At 66.6% G+C, this 15,372-nt stretch carries 13 protein-coding genes; all 13 read right to left on the bottom strand.

Going from position 1 to position 15,372, the window contains the following annotated elements; genetic code table 11:
• Positions 1-19: 19 nt before the first annotated feature.
• Entirely contained in the window at positions 20-838 is an 819-nt protein-coding gene (locus ACX12D_RS31595; protein WP_459374931.1) for a MinD/ParA family ATP-binding protein, read from the bottom strand.
• 3 nt (positions 839-841) lie between these two features.
• Positions 842-3,283, bottom strand: a complete 2,442-nt coding sequence (gene flhF / locus ACX12D_RS31590; RefSeq protein WP_459374929.1) for a flagellar biosynthesis protein FlhF — start codon at positions 3,281-3,283, stop codon at positions 842-844.
• A 13-nt stretch (positions 3,284-3,296) separates the two neighbouring features.
• Entirely contained in the window at positions 3,297-5,384 is a 2,088-nt protein-coding gene (flhA, locus tag ACX12D_RS31585; protein ID WP_459374928.1) for a flagellar biosynthesis protein FlhA, read from the bottom strand.
• Entirely contained in the window at positions 5,381-6,523 is a 1,143-nt protein-coding gene (flhB, locus tag ACX12D_RS31580) for a flagellar biosynthesis protein FlhB (protein ID WP_459374927.1), read from the bottom strand. Before flhB ends, flhA begins: the two co-directional genes overlap by 4 nt.
• A gap of 274 nt (positions 6,524-6,797) precedes the next feature.
• Positions 6,798-7,433: a protein phosphatase CheZ gene (gene cheZ, locus ACX12D_RS31575; RefSeq protein ID WP_043358525.1), complete on the bottom strand. Its 636-nt coding sequence runs from the start codon at positions 7,431-7,433 to the stop codon at positions 6,798-6,800.
• A gap of 10 nt (positions 7,434-7,443) precedes the next feature.
• Positions 7,444-7,839 (bottom strand): chemotaxis response regulator CheY, encoded by a 396-nt coding sequence (gene cheY / locus ACX12D_RS31570; RefSeq protein ID WP_459374926.1) that lies wholly within the window; start codon positions 7,837-7,839, stop codon positions 7,444-7,446.
• 88 nt (positions 7,840-7,927) lie between these two features.
• The gene (locus ACX12D_RS31565) at positions 7,928-9,004 is read right to left on the bottom strand and encodes a protein-glutamate methylesterase/protein-glutamine glutaminase (protein WP_459374925.1); all 1,077 of its coding nucleotides are present in this window, start codon (positions 9,002-9,004) and stop codon (positions 7,928-7,930) included.
• 23 nt (positions 9,005-9,027) lie between these two features.
• Positions 9,028-9,684, bottom strand: coding sequence for a chemoreceptor glutamine deamidase CheD (gene cheD, locus ACX12D_RS31560; RefSeq protein WP_441635686.1), 657 nt, complete (start codon positions 9,682-9,684; stop codon positions 9,028-9,030).
• A complete protein-coding gene (locus tag ACX12D_RS31555; protein ID WP_459374923.1) occupies positions 9,684-10,586 on the bottom strand; it encodes a CheR family methyltransferase in 903 nt (300 codons plus the stop codon). The genes cheD and ACX12D_RS31555 overlap by 1 nt, the downstream gene beginning before the upstream one ends.
• A 70-nt stretch (positions 10,587-10,656) precedes the next feature.
• Complete coding sequence (cheW, locus tag ACX12D_RS31550) at positions 10,657-11,151, bottom strand: chemotaxis protein CheW (protein ID WP_006162638.1); 495 nt, start codon at positions 11,149-11,151, stop codon at positions 10,657-10,659.
• Between the two features lie 21 nt (positions 11,152-11,172).
• A complete protein-coding gene (gene cheA, locus ACX12D_RS31545) occupies positions 11,173-13,194 on the bottom strand; it encodes a chemotaxis protein CheA (protein WP_459374922.1) in 2,022 nt (673 codons plus the stop codon).
• A 59-nt stretch (positions 13,195-13,253) separates the two neighbouring features.
• Positions 13,254-14,276: a flagellar motor protein MotB gene (gene motB / locus ACX12D_RS31540; protein WP_459374921.1), complete on the bottom strand. Its 1,023-nt coding sequence runs from the start codon at positions 14,274-14,276 to the stop codon at positions 13,254-13,256.
• 18 nt (positions 14,277-14,294) lie between these two features.
• Positions 14,295-15,158: a flagellar motor stator protein MotA gene (motA, locus tag ACX12D_RS31535; protein ID WP_006162635.1), complete on the bottom strand. Its 864-nt coding sequence runs from the start codon at positions 15,156-15,158 to the stop codon at positions 14,295-14,297.
• Between the last annotated feature and the right edge of the window lie 214 nt (positions 15,159-15,372).

The following is a 15,372-nucleotide window of genomic DNA, read 5'->3' as shown; positions in this document are numbered from 1 at the left end:
AGCTTGCAGGTCCCGGCGCTTAAGCCAGGGCCGTGGCCGTCGGCGCCATTGGCGCCGACAGGGTTGAACGGGGATCGGAGGACATTGGCCAGCTGGCAATGCCTGTGGCAATTCGGCGCAATGCGGCGGTGGCGGGCGCGGCCGGGAAGGCCTCGACCACGCAACGGCCCAATGCGGTACTGCGCTCGACCAGCGGATCGTGCGGCAGGCTGCCCGCGGGGCTGGCCTCGACGCCAAGGTACTGGCTGGCGGTACGGGCCAGGTTGCCCAGCACCGCACTGGCGGCAGCGTCCCCGGCGGCGGCGTTGATCACCAGGTGGAAACGCCGGCAGGCGTACAGGTGATTGAGCTGCTTGATGCAAGCGTATGCGGCCTTGATCGAGGCCGGCTCCGCGCGCAGCACCACGATGAGGTTGTGCGCCGCGCCAGCCATTTGCGACAAGCCGCCATCCGCATCGCTGCGGGCATCGCTGAGCACGGTGCGAAACGACTTGAGCAACTGCAGGTCGCCATTGGCCTGGGGGCTGCCCGGCAGCACGGCAACGGTGCCGGCGGGACGCTTGCCGAGCGCTGCGTCGAGCGTCACCGCGCCTCCCAGCACCGCGGCCAGGGTGCCTTCCGGCATGGCGCCGGCAAGCCGGGTGGCGCGGGCGCCGAAGCGGTCCTCATCGACGAGCAGCACGCGTTCGCCTTGCAGGGCAAGGGCGTTGGCCAGCCCCAGTGCCACCGTGGTGGCCCCGGCACCGGCATCGCTTGCGACCACGGCAATGCGGCGCGTGGCGCGTGGCGCCAACATGCGCCGCAGGCTTTCCGCCTGGTCGGTTGCGAGTGAATTCACGGCTTATTCTCCCTGCGCCAGCGTCTCGAACACGCGGCTTGCGCTCATGCGCGCCTCGAGCTGGCCCCCGGCGACGCCCAGTTGGAACGTCTGCTCCGGCGCTTCCTGAACGGCGGGCTGCGTGGCGCGGCCGCTGCGGGCGGGATAGTTTTCCAGCACGTCGAGCAAGGCCAGCAAACGGCCGATGCCTTCGACCAGCACAGCGGCGCCGCAAGCCTGGCGAGCCGGCGCGCGGCCGGTCAGCCGCGCCAGGAATGCAGCGACCGAATCATCGCAGGCCTGCTCGAGGCGCAGCGCGGCCACACCCATCTGCAGCGCGAGCAAGCGGGCGCAGGCCTGCGCTTCGGCCTGTGCGGGTTCATTGCCGCCGTCGCCTTGGCCCAGGTGGTCCAGCGCATGGCGCAGCGTGCGCAGTTGCGCTTCGCCGGCTTCGGCCCAGCGGGCCCAGCGTGCTAGTTGCGCGCCCTCGGCCGACAGCGCCGGGTCGCACAGCAGGTAGTGCACGGCGAGCGTCTGGCCGTTCTCGCGGTCGACCACGCGCGACACCAGCAAGCCGGCATCGGTGCCGCCCTCGGCGGCGGAGCGGGCGCCGCGGGCCTGGCCTTCGAGCACGCGCACCGGGCATTGCGCGATCCACTGCACCGCATCGCGGCCGCGATAGTCCATGTCATGCACGGCGTGGAAGGTCAGCGTCTCGGCCAGCGCATCGAGCTTGACGGCGGCACCGCCGCTGGCCACGCGGGTGGTCTTGCGTGCGGTAGCCAGCCAGCGCTCGCCAGCTTGCTGCCAGCGTGCCAGCACGGGGGCGGCAGGCATGGCGTCGAGTACGTTGACCACGGTACGGGCGGCGGCGATGGCGGCGCACAGCGTGGCGGCATCGGCTTCCCATCCGCCCTGGCCGCCTTGCAGCGCCGGGCCGGTGCGGCCTGCGGGTGCGGCAGCGGCCGCCAGCGGCAGGCCGTCGCGGTCCGCCAGGAACAGCGTGTGCTGCCATGGGCGCGGCGCGCGCCGTCCCGCCACCGGTGCGGCCACCGTTGCGCTCAGCGACAGCACGAAGCGGTCGCAATGGCGGGCGAGGTCGCGGCAGGCGGCCTCGCGCACTTGCTGCGCCATCAGGCGCGGCGAGGGTGCGCTCTCATTGCGTTGCTGCCACAGCGAGCGGACCAGTTCAAAGCTATAGCTGCCAGCGTTCAGTTGCTCCACGCAATCGCCCACCGCGTTGGCGCTGTCGGCGAGCGAGCGCAGCATGCCGTCGGCGCCGCCTGGGCTGGCCGCGCGCGCGGCTTCGCTGTCGTCCTGCGCGGGCATGGCGCGGCGCGCGGCTTCCGCGTCGGCAAACACCGAGCCGCGGCGCGGCGTCTGGAAGGCGCGCTCGACAAGGGCCGCGCCGTTGGCGAGCTCAAGGTGCTCGGGCACGCGCTGGCCGGTGGAAGCGTAGTACACCGGCAAGCGGTGGCGGATCACCACGTCGAGCACGGAGCCCAGGTGCGTGGCCTCATCCAGCTTGCTGACGATGCAGCCGTCGATGCCGCCGTCGGGCGTGGCATCGTGACGGTAGGCGTGGACGACTTCGTTGAGCGTGTCGCCGTGGCTGGCGCCGTTGAGCAGCAGGATGCGCTGCACCGGCGCCTGCACGCCGGCCAGCATGGCGATCTGCTCGGACAGGTTGCGGTCGCGCTGGCTCATGCCCACGGTGTCGATGATCACCAGGTGCTTCTCGGTCAGCGCCGCCAGCGCGAAGCGCAGGTCGGCCGCGTCCTTGACCGCATGCACGGGCACGCCAAGGATGTCGCCATAGATGCGCAATTGCTCGTGCGCGCCAATCCGGAACGTGTCGGTGGTCAGGAGCGCCAGGCGTTCCGGGCCGTGCTTGAGCACGAAGCGCGCGGCCAGCTTGGCGGTGGTGGTGGTCTTGCCCACGCCGGTGGGGCCCACCAGCGCCAGCACGCCGCCCTGGGCGAAGAGCGCATCTTCGTCGTTCAGCACCGGCACCTTGCGCGCAAGCTCCTGGCGGATCCAGGTCATGGCGGCGGGCCGGTCATGGCCCAGCGGCAAGTGACCCAGCAGCGAACGGGCGAGCTGCCCGGAGAAGCCAGCGGTCACTAACCAGGTAAACAGCGAATCGCGCAACGGGTCTCCGCCGATCGACGGCAGGCTGTGCGTGCCCACGCCGGAGAACTGGCGCTCCATCATGGCGCGCATGGTCTGCAGCTCGCCGCGCAAGTCGCCAAGGGCGCCGTCGACGGCGACCGCGGCAGCCGGCGGCGGCGTGAACACGGGCGCGTTGCTGGAGATGGCGCCGAGATCGGTGTCGCGCATCGCGACAATCTCCACCCCCCCTTCGACGGTGCGGTTGGACAGCACCACGGCATCCGGCCCCATCGCCTCGCGCACCTGGCGCAAGGCCTCGCGGCCATTGGCCGCCACGAATTTAGCTACGCTCATTTTGCGAAACCCCTCACGCTGTGCCACCGATCATGGCGGTGATCCTGATATTTCGGTTGTCCGGCACCTCGGCATGCGAGAGCACCTTGAGTTGCGGCATGGTCCGGCGCAGGAAGCGCGCCAGCAACGGGCGCAGCGGATGCGGCACCAGCAGCACCGGATCCAGCCCCAGCTGTTCTTGCCTGGTCACCGCGCCGTGCGTCTGCTGCAGCAGCGCATCGGCCAGGCCCGGCTCGATGCCGCCGCCGTTAGTGAGCGCCTGTGACAGCACGCGTTCCAAGCCAGCGTCAAGGCCGATGACCTGGAGGTCGGCGCCGTTGGGGAACCACTGCTGGGTGATGGCGCGGCCCAGCGCCATGCGCACCAGCGAGGTGAGCTCGTTGGGATCGCTGACCTTGGGCGCGTGCTCGGCCACCACGTCCAGCACGGTGCGCATGTCGCGGATCGGCACGCTTTCGTCCAGCAGGTTCTGCAGGATCTTTTGCAGCGCGGTGAGCGTGATGACCTTGGGAACCAGGTCTTCGGTGAGCTTGGGAGATTCCTTGGCGATGCGGTCGAGCAGCGCCTGCACTTCCTGGCGGCCAAGCAACTCGGCCGCGTGTATGTGGATCAGGTGGTTGAGGTGAGTCGCCACTACCGTGCTTGCGTCCACCACGGTGTAGCCGTAGGTCTGTGCCTGCTCCTTGAGGCCGCTCTCGATCCACACCGCGGGCAGGCCGAAGGCCGGGTCCTGGCTGGGCGTGCCCGGCAGCGCGCCGGACACCTGGCCGGGGTTGATCGCCATCCACTGCCCGGGCGCGGCTTCGCCGCGGCCGATCTCCACGCCCTTGAGCGTGATGCGGTAGGCGTTGGGCTTGAGCTCCAGGTTGTCGCGGATATGCACCACGGGCACCAGGAAGCCGATCTCCTGCGCCACCTTCTTGCGGATGCTCTTGATGCGCCCGAGGAGCTCGCCGTTCTGCGCGCGGTCCACCAGCGGGATCAGGCGATAGCCCACTTCCATGCCGAGCGGATCGACCAGGGTGACATCGTCCCAGCTGGCTTCGGTCGATTCAGGCGCCACTGTGGGGGTACGGTCCTCGCGCTTCTTTTCCTGCGCCTGCGCCACGTCGCGGCGTGCCACGTAGCGGCCGAACCACACCAGCGCGCCGGCAAAGGCCAGGAAGGCGAAGTGCGGCATGCCCGGGATGATGCCCATCATGCCAATGATGGCGCCGGTCAGGTAGAGCACGCGCGGATTGGAGAACAGCTGGCCGGTCAGCTGCTGGCCCACGTCCTGCTCATTGGAGACCCGCGAGACGATCACACCCGCGGCGGTGGAAATCACCAGCGCCGGGATCTGCGCGACCAGGCCATCGCCGATGGTCAGCAGCGTGTAGTTGCGCACCGCGGTGGCGAAGTCCAGGTCATGCTGCACCATGCCCACCACCATGCCGGCGCCGACGTTGATGAACATGATCATCAGACCCGCCACGGCATCGCCGCGCACGAACTTGCTGGCGCCGTCCATCGCGCCGTAGAAGTCCGATTCCTGCGAGACCTCGGCACGACGCTTCTTGGCGCCGTCTTCATTGATCAGGCCGGCGTTGAGGTCGGCGTCGATCGCCATCTGCTTGCCGGGCATGGCGTCGAGCATGAAGCGCGCGCCAACTTCGGCGATACGCCCCGCGCCCTTGGTGATGACCATGAAGTTGATCACCACCAGGATCGCGAACACCACGATGCCCACCGCGAAGTTGCCGCCGACCAGGAAGTGGCCGAAGGCCTCGATCACCTTGCCCGCGGCATCCGGCCCGGTGTGCCCTTCCATCAGCACGACCCGGGTCGAGGCCACGTTGAGCGACAGCCGCAGCAGCGTGGTGAACAGCAGCACCGCCGGGAAGGCGGCGAAGTCCAGCGCCTTCTGGGTGTACATGCCCACCAGCAGCACCATGATCGACAGGGCGATGTTGAACGTGAACAGCAGATCCAGGATAAAGGGCGGCAGCGGCAGGATCATCATGCCGAGGATCATGATGATCAGCAACGGGCCGGCCAGGGCCTTCATCTGCCCGCCTGTCTGGCCCCCCGGCAGTTTGAACAGCGAGGTCAATGCGTTCATGCTTGGCTTTCCGGTACGGCTAACTCGTCAGGCACCAGCAGATCGGAGGGTGCCGCCGGATGCGGGCCGCTGCTGTGGTGCCAGTGCTTCAGTTGATAGACCCAGGCCAGGACTTCGGCCACGGAGGTGTACAGGCCGGCAGGGATTTCCCTGCCCAGCTCGACGTGACGATGCAGCGCGCGCGCCAGCGGCGGCGCGGACAGCAACGGCACGCCGTTCTCGACGGCAATCTCGCGAATGCGCGCGGCAATCGCGTCACTGCCCTTGGCGACCACGCGCGGCGCGCTCATGCGGCCTTCTTCGTAGCGCAGCGCCACGGCGAAGTGGGTGGGGTTGGTGACCACCACATCCGCCTTGGGCACTTCGGACATCATGCGGCGCTTGGCCATGGCACGTTGCTGCTGGCGGATGCGCGCCTTGATGTGCGGGTCGCCATCGCTGTCCTTGTGCTCCTGCTTGACCTCTTCCTTGGTCATGCGCAGCTTCTTGTAGAAGGTCCAGTACTGCCAGGGCACGTCGAGCGCGGCCACCAGCACCAGCGAACCCGCCACCATCGCGGTGCCGCTCAGCACCATCTCCAGCATGTGCAGCAGCGCTTCGTGGATCGGCGCGCTCATCAGCGCGATGGCCTCGGGCAACCGCCGCCACAACACCCAGCCGGCCACGCTGCCAACCAGCAGCGCCTTGGCAATGGCCTTGGTCAGCTCCACCAGCGACTGCGAGGAGAACAACCGGCCCAGCCCCTTGAGCGGCGAGAGGCGGGAGAAATCCGGGGCGAAGGACTTGGCGGAGAACATCCAGCCGCCCAGCAGCATGGGGCCGGCCAGCGCTGCCGCGCCAAAGAACAGCAGCAGCGGCAGGAAGGCCAGCAGGCCCTCCCAGACCGCGATGCCAAAGCGCGACATCATGCGCGTGGTGTCGAAGGCAATCGCCGGCTCGAAAGCCAGGCTGGCGTGCAACACGGCATCGAGCTTGTTGGCAAGCGTGCCGCCCAGCGTCGACAGGCCCACTACGCCACTCATCAGCATGATCAGCGTGGCGAGCTCGCGCGAACGCACGACCTGCCCCTCTTCGCGCGCCTTTTCCAGGCGCCGCGCTGAGGCAGGTTCGGTTTTCTCGAGATCGCTTTCTTCGGACATGGCCGCTCCGTTACGAAGCGGCATGCGGCCGTTCGTCAGGATCGATTATCGGAGCGGAAACCGGCGGGCATTAGCCGGAATAGGACTGGGATTCTGGCGCTGTTTGCGCGATGGCGGCGCTTGGGCGGGGCGCGCGGCGCACGCGGGAGGGCCGGCATGCGCGATGCGCAGCCCTCGCCTTGGCGGCGGGGGCGCTCCGGCAGTGCACCCCGGGGAAGGGGCGCACGCGGGACGGCGCGGCGCCGCTAGCGGCGCCGCGGTCCGTGCCTGGCGATCAGAAGCCCAGGCTGGCGAGCAGGTCGTCGACCTGTGACTGGTCCGAGACCACGTCGGCCTTGCCTTCGGGGTTCACCTGCGGCCCGTTCATCAACGTGGCCGGCGCTTCCACGCGGCGATCGGCCGGGACATTGTCGATCAGCACCTGCAGCAGTTCCTGCTCCAGGGAGTGGATCATGTCCATCATCTTCTTGATGACCTGGCCGGTCAGGTCCTGGAAGTCCTGCGCCATCATGATGTCGAGCAGGTGGCTGCCGGTGGCGCGGGCCTGCTGCGGCACGTCCGTCAGGAAGGCGCGGGTGTCGAGCACGAGCTCGCGCGCGTCTCCCAGCTCCACCGGCGTTTCGAACCAGGCTTCCCAGCGCTTGTCGAGCGCCTCGGCCTGCTTCTCCATGCCGGACTGGATCGGCTGCGCCAGCTCCACCGCGGTCAGCGTGCGCTCGGCAGCCTGCTCGGTCATGGAGGCGATATAGCTCAGGCGGTCACGCGCGTCGGGGATGGCCTGCGCGGCGCGCTCGATTTCCTTGTCGAGCCCCAATTCGCGCATGTTGTCGCGCAGCATCCGTGTCAGGGCGCCAATGCGCTGGAACAGCTGCTCGGCAGATTCGTTGCTTAGCGTCGGAGTCGTCGACATATCGCCCACCTTATGCCCCTTCCTTCGCCAGCTTCTCGAAGATCTTGGTAATCTTCTCGTCGAGCGTCGCGGCCGTGAACGGCTTGACCACATAGCCGTTCGCGCCGGCCTGTGCCGCGGCGATGATGTTTTCCTTCTTGGCCTCGGCCGTCACCATCAGTACCGGCAGCTTGGCGAGCGCCCCTTCGGCGCGAATCGCCTGCAGCATGCTCAGGCCGTCCATGTTCGGCATGTTCCAGTCGGAAATGACGAACTGGAAGCTGCCGTCCTTGACTTTGTCCAGGCCCGCGGCGCCGTCTTCGGCTTCCTCGACGTTGGCAAAGCCCAGTTCCTTAAGCAGGTTGCGGATGATGCGACGCATGGTGGGGAAGTCATCGACCACCAGGATCTTCATGTTCTTGTCCACTCTAACGGCTCCAATACAGTTGTGGAAAGTTGCTGCAATACTTGCGCTGGCCCCGCCGGTATGCGGCCGGGCCAGCGCTTGTGCCCTGTCAAACTCGCTGCGCGCGTGTCCCGAAGGTGGCCAGGCGTGCCATCACGCGCTGGCTCATCGCGTGCAGCGGTACTACCTCATGCACCCCGCCGGCGGCAATCGCCTCCTTGGGCATGCCGAATACGATGCAACTGCTCTCGTCCTGCGCCAGGTTATAAGCACCGGCCTCGCGCATGCGCAGCATGCCTTGCGCCCCGTCCTTGCCCATGCCCGTCAGCATCACGCCGATGGCATTCTTGCCGGCATGCCTGGCGGCCGAGTCGAACAGCACTTCCACCGACGGCCGGTGGCGGTTGACCGCCGGCTCCTGCGACAGGTGGGCCACATAGTTGGCCCCGCTGCGCGCGAGCAGCAGGTGCGAGTCTCCCGGGGCGATATAAGCGTAGCCGGGCAACACGCGCTCGCCGTGCTCCGCTTCCTTGACCGTGATCCGGCACAGGCCGTCCAGGCGCTGCGCGAACGAACGCGTGAAGCCGGCTGGCATATGCTGGACGATCAGCACGGCGGGGCAATCGGGCGGCATCGGCATCAGGAATTCCTTGATGGCCTCGGTGCCGCCGGTGGACGCCCCCACGATGATCAGCTTTTCCGTGGACAGCAACGGGCTGCGCAGCATCGGGGCCGCCGGCGCTGCCGCTTCCCCGCTGGCGGGTGCGTTGCTGCGGATGCGTGCGCGCGACGCGGCGCGGATCTTGTCGGCGATGGTGTCGGTGTAATCCATCAGGCCGTCGCGGATGCCGAGCTTGGGCTTGGTGACGAAATCCACCGCGCCGAGTTCCAGCGCGCGCATCGTGATTTCCGAGCCGCGCTCGGTCAGCGACGATACCATCAGCACCGGCATCGGGCGCAGGCGCATCAGCCGCTCGAGAAAATCCAGCCCGTCCATGCGCGGCATTTCCACGTCCAGCGTCAGTACATCCGGATTCAGGCGCTTGATCAGGTCGCGCGCCACCAGCGGATCGGGGGCAGTGCCTACCACCTCCATATCGCTCTGGCTGTTGATGATCTCCGTCATCAGGCTGCGTATCAGCGCGGAGTCGTCCACGCACAATACCTTGATCTTGGCCGCAGTCATGTCTGGAAAAAGTCCTTGTCGTATCAGGAAACGGCAGCCGATGGTGCACGCCGTGAAAACAGTTCCGCGCCGCCCTGTGCGGGCGTCGTCGCGGAGTTGGCAATGGCGCGTGCCAGCGCGCGTTCGTTGCGCTCGACCACCACCTGGTCGTCCTGGCGCGTGAGCCGGCGCACCAGCGCCAGCCCGGTAAGCGGGAAATAGCTGACCCGGCGCGCATGCGGGCCGCGCAGGTCTTGCGCGGCCAGCCGGATCCCTTCGGTCTTCAGGTAACGGATCACGAACTCCGCATTGCGGTCGCCGATGTTGAGCGTGGTCATGTTGGCCAGCACCGCGCCGCCGCCAAACACCTTGGCTTCGAGCCGCTCGCGCCGCGCGCCCATCTTCAGCAGTTCGTTGACCAGCACTTCCAGCGCGTAGCAGCCGTAGCGCATCGACGCGGACAGCAGCCGGTCGGCGCCCACGCCATCGTCATCCGGCAGCATGAAATGGTTCATGCCCCCTACCCCGGCCGTCTCATCGCGGATGCATGCCGCTACGCACGAACCGAGCACCGTGGTCAGCACCACGTCTTCGCGGGTCACGTAATACTCGTTGGGCAGCAGCTTGATGGCTTGCTTGCCGAATTCACGGTCGAAGTAACTGCGGGTGGCGATCGCCTCCGGCAATTGGGGCGTGCGCATCACGATCCTCCCAGCCGGGCCGACTGCGGCGCCAGTTCATAGACAGTCTGCCCGCGCAGCTGGAAGGCACGCGTCACGTAGGAGAAATTCTCGGAGTGGCCCGCGAACAGCAGCCCGTGCGGCTTGAGCAGCGGCACGAAGCGCTCCAGGATCTTGCCCTGGGTAGGCTTGTCGAAATAGATCATCACGTTGCGGCAGAAGATCGCGTCGAACTTCTCGCGAATCCCCCAGTCCGGCGCCAGCAGGTTCAGCGGCTCGAAACTGATGGTGCCCGCCAGTTCCGGCTTGACCTTGACCGCGCCGGCGCGCTGGCCGGTGCCCTTGAGAAAGAAGCGCTTGAGCCGCTCCGGCGAGAGCTTGCTCACCTGCTCGGCCGTATAGACACCGGAGCGGGCCTTGGCCAGCACCTGGGTGTCGATATCGGTGGCCAGCACGGTGGCGGCGCGCTCGCCGAGCGCTTCGGCCAGCGTGATGGCGATCGAGTAGGGCTCCTCGCCGGTGGACGCGGCCGAGCACCATACCGAGTAGGGCCGGCCGGTCTTCTTGGCGTGCTCCGCCAGCAAGGGGAAGTGATGGGCTTCGCGGAAGAACGACGTCAGGTTGGTGGTGAGCGCGTTGGTAAAGAACTCCCACTCGTCCGAGCCGTCATCGGCGTCCAGCATCGCCAGGTAAGTGCCGAAATCGACCAGCTGCAGCGTGCGCAGGCGTCGCGCCAGCCGGCTGTACACCATCTCTCGCTTGTGGCTGCCAAGCGAGATGCCCGCGCGGCGATGAATCATCGCGCGGATCTTCTCGAAGTCCCGCTCGGTCAGCAGGAAGTCACGCGGCTCGTCGCGCCGCAGGGAAGCGGGCTGCGCCGATTGCGGGCCGGCGGCAAAGGCGGTTGGGCGAGGCTGCGTCATGTGTTGCGGGGCTTTTGGCCGTGGTCTTGCTGGGGCTTGCTTTGGCGAACTCAGGCGGATCCGGTCGGGATCAGGCGAGCTCGGCTTCGACCAGTTCCATTTCGGCACTGGTCATCAGCTTCTCGATGTCGATCAGGATCAGCATGCGGCCGTCGACAGTGCCAAGGCCGGTCAGGTGATCGTTGGAAACCGAGACGCCGAACTCCGGCGCCGGCTTGATGGCTTCGCCGGTCAGGGTCAGCACGTCCGATACGCCATCCACCACGATGCCAACCACACGGCCGGCGATATTGAGGATGATGACCACGGTCTGGTGGTCATAGCGCACGTTGCCCAGGCGGAACTTGAGGCGCAGGTCCACGATCGGCACGATCACGCCGCGCAGATTGGTCACGCCCTTGATGAAGTCAGGCGCATTCGCCAGGCGGGTCACGGCGTCGTAGCCGCGGATCTCCTGCACCTTGAGAATGTCGATGCCATACTCTTCGCTTCCCAGCGTGAAAACCAGGAACTCCTGCCCAGAAGCTTCGCTCCCGGGGGTATCGATGTGTCCGATGCCGGCCATGATGTCTTGTTCTCCTGAGCGTTAAGCAAGCGCCGGGTCTTGGCGGCGCACTCCGGTGCGCTGCAGCGCGCCGACGTCCACGATCAGTGCCACGCTGCCGTCGCCAAGGATGGTGGCGGCGGAAATGCAAGGCACCTTGCGGTAGTTGGTTTCGAGATTCTTCAGCACGACCTGGTGCTGGCCGATCAATTGGTCCACCAGCAGCGCGAAGCGCTTGCCTTCGGCCTGCAGGATCACGGCGATGCCCTGGGTCGGCTCGTGCACGGCTTCGGCCACGTTGAACACGCGGTGCAGTTCCAGCAGCGGGAGGTACTCGCCGCGCACATGCATCACGCGGTCGTTGTTGGCGGCCGTGTGCACGTCTTCCGGCTTGGGCTGCAGCGACTCCATCACGCAGTTCAGCGGCAGGATGAAGGTCTCGGCGCCCACCTTGACGGACATGCCGTCCAGGATCGCCAGCGTCAGCGGCAGCACGATGCGGGTGGTGGTGCCCTGGCCGGGACGCGAGGTAACCTCGACGTGGCCGCCCATTTCCTGGATGTTCCGCTTGACCACGTCCATGCCCACGCCGCGGCCGGACAGGTCGGTCACCGCTTCGGCAGTGGAGAAGCCTGGCGCGAAGATCAGTTGCCAGACTTCATCGTCGCTGATGTTCTCTGACACCGGCAGGCCATTCTGCAGCGCCTTGGCGAGGATCTTGTCGCGGCGCAAGCCACCGCCGTCGTCGCTCACTTCAATGACGATGTTGCCGCCGTGGTGCTGGGCCGACAGGATCAGCTGCCCGGTGGGTTCCTTGCCCGCGGCAACGCGCAAGTCCGGTGTCTCGATGCCGTGGTCCAGGCTGTTGCGCACCAGGTGGGTCAGCGGGTCGATGATGCGTTCGATCAGGCTCTTGTCGAGCTCGGTGGCCTTGCCGAAGGTAATCAGGTCGATCTGCTTGCCCAGCTTGCCGGCCAGGTCGCGCACCAGGCGCGGGAAGCGCGAGAAGACGTAGTCCATCGGCATCATGCGGATCGACATCACCGCTTCCTGCAGGTCGCGCGCATTGCGCTCGAGCTGGCCCATGCCGGAGAACAAGCGGTCGAACAGCACCGGATCGAGCGCGGATGCGGTCTGCGCCAGCATCGATTGCGTGATGACCAGTTCGCCCACCAGGTTGATGATCTGGTCCACCTTTTCGGTGGGCACGCGGATGGAGCCGTTCTCCTGCGCGTGTGCGGCCGCGGCGGGCGGTGCCTTGGCTTTTTCCTTGGCGGGCGCGGCTGGGGCCTGCGCCGGTGCGGCGGCGGCCGGCGCAGCAGCCGCAGCTACCGGCTCGGCTGCTGCCGGCGCTGCGGCCGGAGCCGGCGCATCCGCCGCTTCCACGACGATCTGGTCGCCATCGACGACGAAGCAGCATACCGCGATGATGTCGTCGGCGCTGCACTGGCTCGACAGCCACACGGTGAGATCGCCGCCCTCTTCCTTCTGGCCGGTGATCTCGCCCAGGTTGGCGAGTTCCTCGCGCAACAGCGCCTGGTCCGAGGGCGACACCTTGACCAGCGTCACCTTCAGGCCGCCGCCGGCGCTCGCAGGCGCCGCGGCTGCCACGGTTGCCGCTGCGGCGACAGGCGCCGGGGCGGGCGCCGCTGCCGGCGTGCCGCCCGCAGCCTCGAGCGCCAGTTGCTGAAGAACGGCGCAGATGCGCGCCAGCGTTTCCGGATCGGGTTCCGTACCGTTACGGTAGGCGTTGAGCTGATCTTGCAACACGTCCTTGGTTTCCAGAAAAGTGTCGATGATGGTCCGGGACAACGCCAGTTCCCGCCGCCGCGTACGGTCAAGCAGGTTTTCCAGCAGGTGCGTGGTTTCGGTCAGGGCGGCGAAGCCGAACGTGGCCGCGCCACCCTTGATAGAGTGCGCCGCGCGAAAGATCGCGTTGAGCTCTTCCGCATCGGGGGATTCGAGATCCAGCCCGAGCAGCAGCTGCTCCATTTCCACGAGGAGCTCTTCCGCCTCCTCGAAAAAGGTCTGGTAGAACTGCGTGATATCGATATCGACAGACATAACCGTCCTGGCTCACTGAATTTTGCTGCGAAGCCCGCTGCCGGCATGGCAGGCGGCCTTCATTGAACTCTGCCCGGCTTGGCCGGGGCCGCGGCGGCGTTGCCCGGCGCAGCCGCAGCCGGGGCGGCCGAAGCGGCCGGCGCGACTGCGGTTGCGGGGGCGGAGGCGGCCGCCAGGCCTGCCTGCACTTCCTGGCCGGCTTCACCGGCCTTTGCTGCGATCGAAACCTCGGCGGCGCTGGCATTCTCAGCCTCGATCCGCGCTTGTGCGCGCTGGTTCAGCACCACGATGCTGATGCGGCGATTCACCGGCGCGAGATCGTCCTTCTTGTCGAGCGGCATGGTCGCGGCCAGGCCGATCACGCGCAGCACCTTGCCCTCGTTCATGCCGCCGGCAATCAGCTCGCGCCGGGAGGCATTGGAGCGGTCCGAGGACAGCTCCCAGTTGCTATACGTGCGCTCGCCATTGGAATAGTTGGCGGAGTCGGTATGGCCGGACAGGCTGACCTTGTTGGGCATCTCGTTGAGCACCGGGCCGATCTCGCGCAGGATGGTGCGCATATACGGCTCGACCGCGGCGCTGCCGGTACGGAACATCGGCCGGTTCTGCGTATCCAGGATCTGGATACGCAAGCCTTCGCTGGTGATATCGAGCAACAACTGGGGGCGGAACTGGCGCAGCACCGGGTTGTTCTCGATGATCTGCTCAAGGCGCTTCTTGAGCGAGCGCAGGCGCTCGGCTTCCTGGCGTTCCTTGGCCTTTTCGGTGGCGTCTTCAGGCGTCTTCCTGACTTCCGCGTCCTGGCGGGTCACGTCCGTGCCGCCGCCCGGGATCACGCTGGAAGACATGCTGCTCTTGTTGCCGCCCGCAATGGCCACTTTCAGCGGCGTGCGGAAATACTCTGCCAATTGCACCAGGTCCTTGGGCTGGGCAGCCTTCAGCAGCCAAAGCACAAGGAACAGCGCCATCATTGCCGTCATGAAGTCGGCGTAGGCGATCTTCCACGATCCGCCATGATGCCCGGCGCTGCTCTTCTTGATGCGTTTGACGACAATGGGGTGCGCACCGTGCTCACTGCTCATCGCTGTCGCTCCTCTTCGTCAGGTGATGCTCTTGACTTCGCGGACGTGGTCGTCCAGTTCGAGGAAGGATGGCCGCTCGGTCGAGTACAGCACCTTGCGGCCGAACTCCACCGCCACCAGCGGTGCATACCCATTGAGCGAAGCCAGCAGCGTGACCTTGATGCACTCGTACATCTTCACGGTTTCGTCCACCTGGTGCTCGACCCGCGCCGCCAGCGGCGAGACAAAGCCGTAGGCGAGCAAGATGCCGAGGAAGGTGCCGACCATGGCGTGGGCAATCAGCGCGCCCAGTTCGGCCGGCGGCAGGTCTGCCGAGGCCAGCGCGTGCACCACGCCCATCACCGCGGCGACAATGCCGAAGGCGGGCAATCCGTCGCCGATCCGGGTCAGCGCATGCGCCGGCACCTCGGCCTCGTGGCGGAAGGTCTCGATCTCGTGATCCATCAAGGTCTCGATCTCGAAGGCGTTCATATTGCCGTTGACCATCATGCGCAGGTAGTCCGTCAGGAACTCCATCATTCCCGGGTCGGCAAGGATGCGCGGATACTGGCTGAACACGCTGCTGGCCGCCGGATCCGCGATTTCCTTCTCGAGGAACAGGATGCCTTCGCGGCGGGCCTTGGACAGCAGGACATAGAGCAGCGCCATGACTTCCATGTACAGCGCCTTGCTGTACTTGCTGCTGCGAAACAGTGTCGGCAGCACGCGCATGGTGGCCTTGATAGCCTTGCCATTATTGGAGCTGATGAACGCGCCGATCGCGGCGCCCCCAATGATGACAAGCTCTGCCGGTTGATAAAGCGCGCCCATATGGCCGCCGGTCATGGCGTATCCACCAAGCACCGCCACTATCACGACAACAAAGCCAATTACAACTAGCACGATTGATTCCCCGTCAGAAAAACACGCGTCAGGCACGCACAAGAGTCACCCCTCCAGCCAGGCGGATATACCGCCTGCCTTGGCAGGGCTCACCTGTCACGCAGGCTGCCATCGGATCTGAGACCTTGGGACTATCGGGCCTTGAAGCCTTGGGTCCTGAAGTCTGTCCGTCTTAAGACTTAACGACTGAAGACGGCAAGACTTGAAGACTTAG

The sequence above is a fragment of the Cupriavidus sp. PET2-C1 genome, assembly GCF_054515855.1.
Note: the sequence above shows the minus strand (reverse complement) of the source record. Positions and strands in the feature narration are given on the sequence as shown.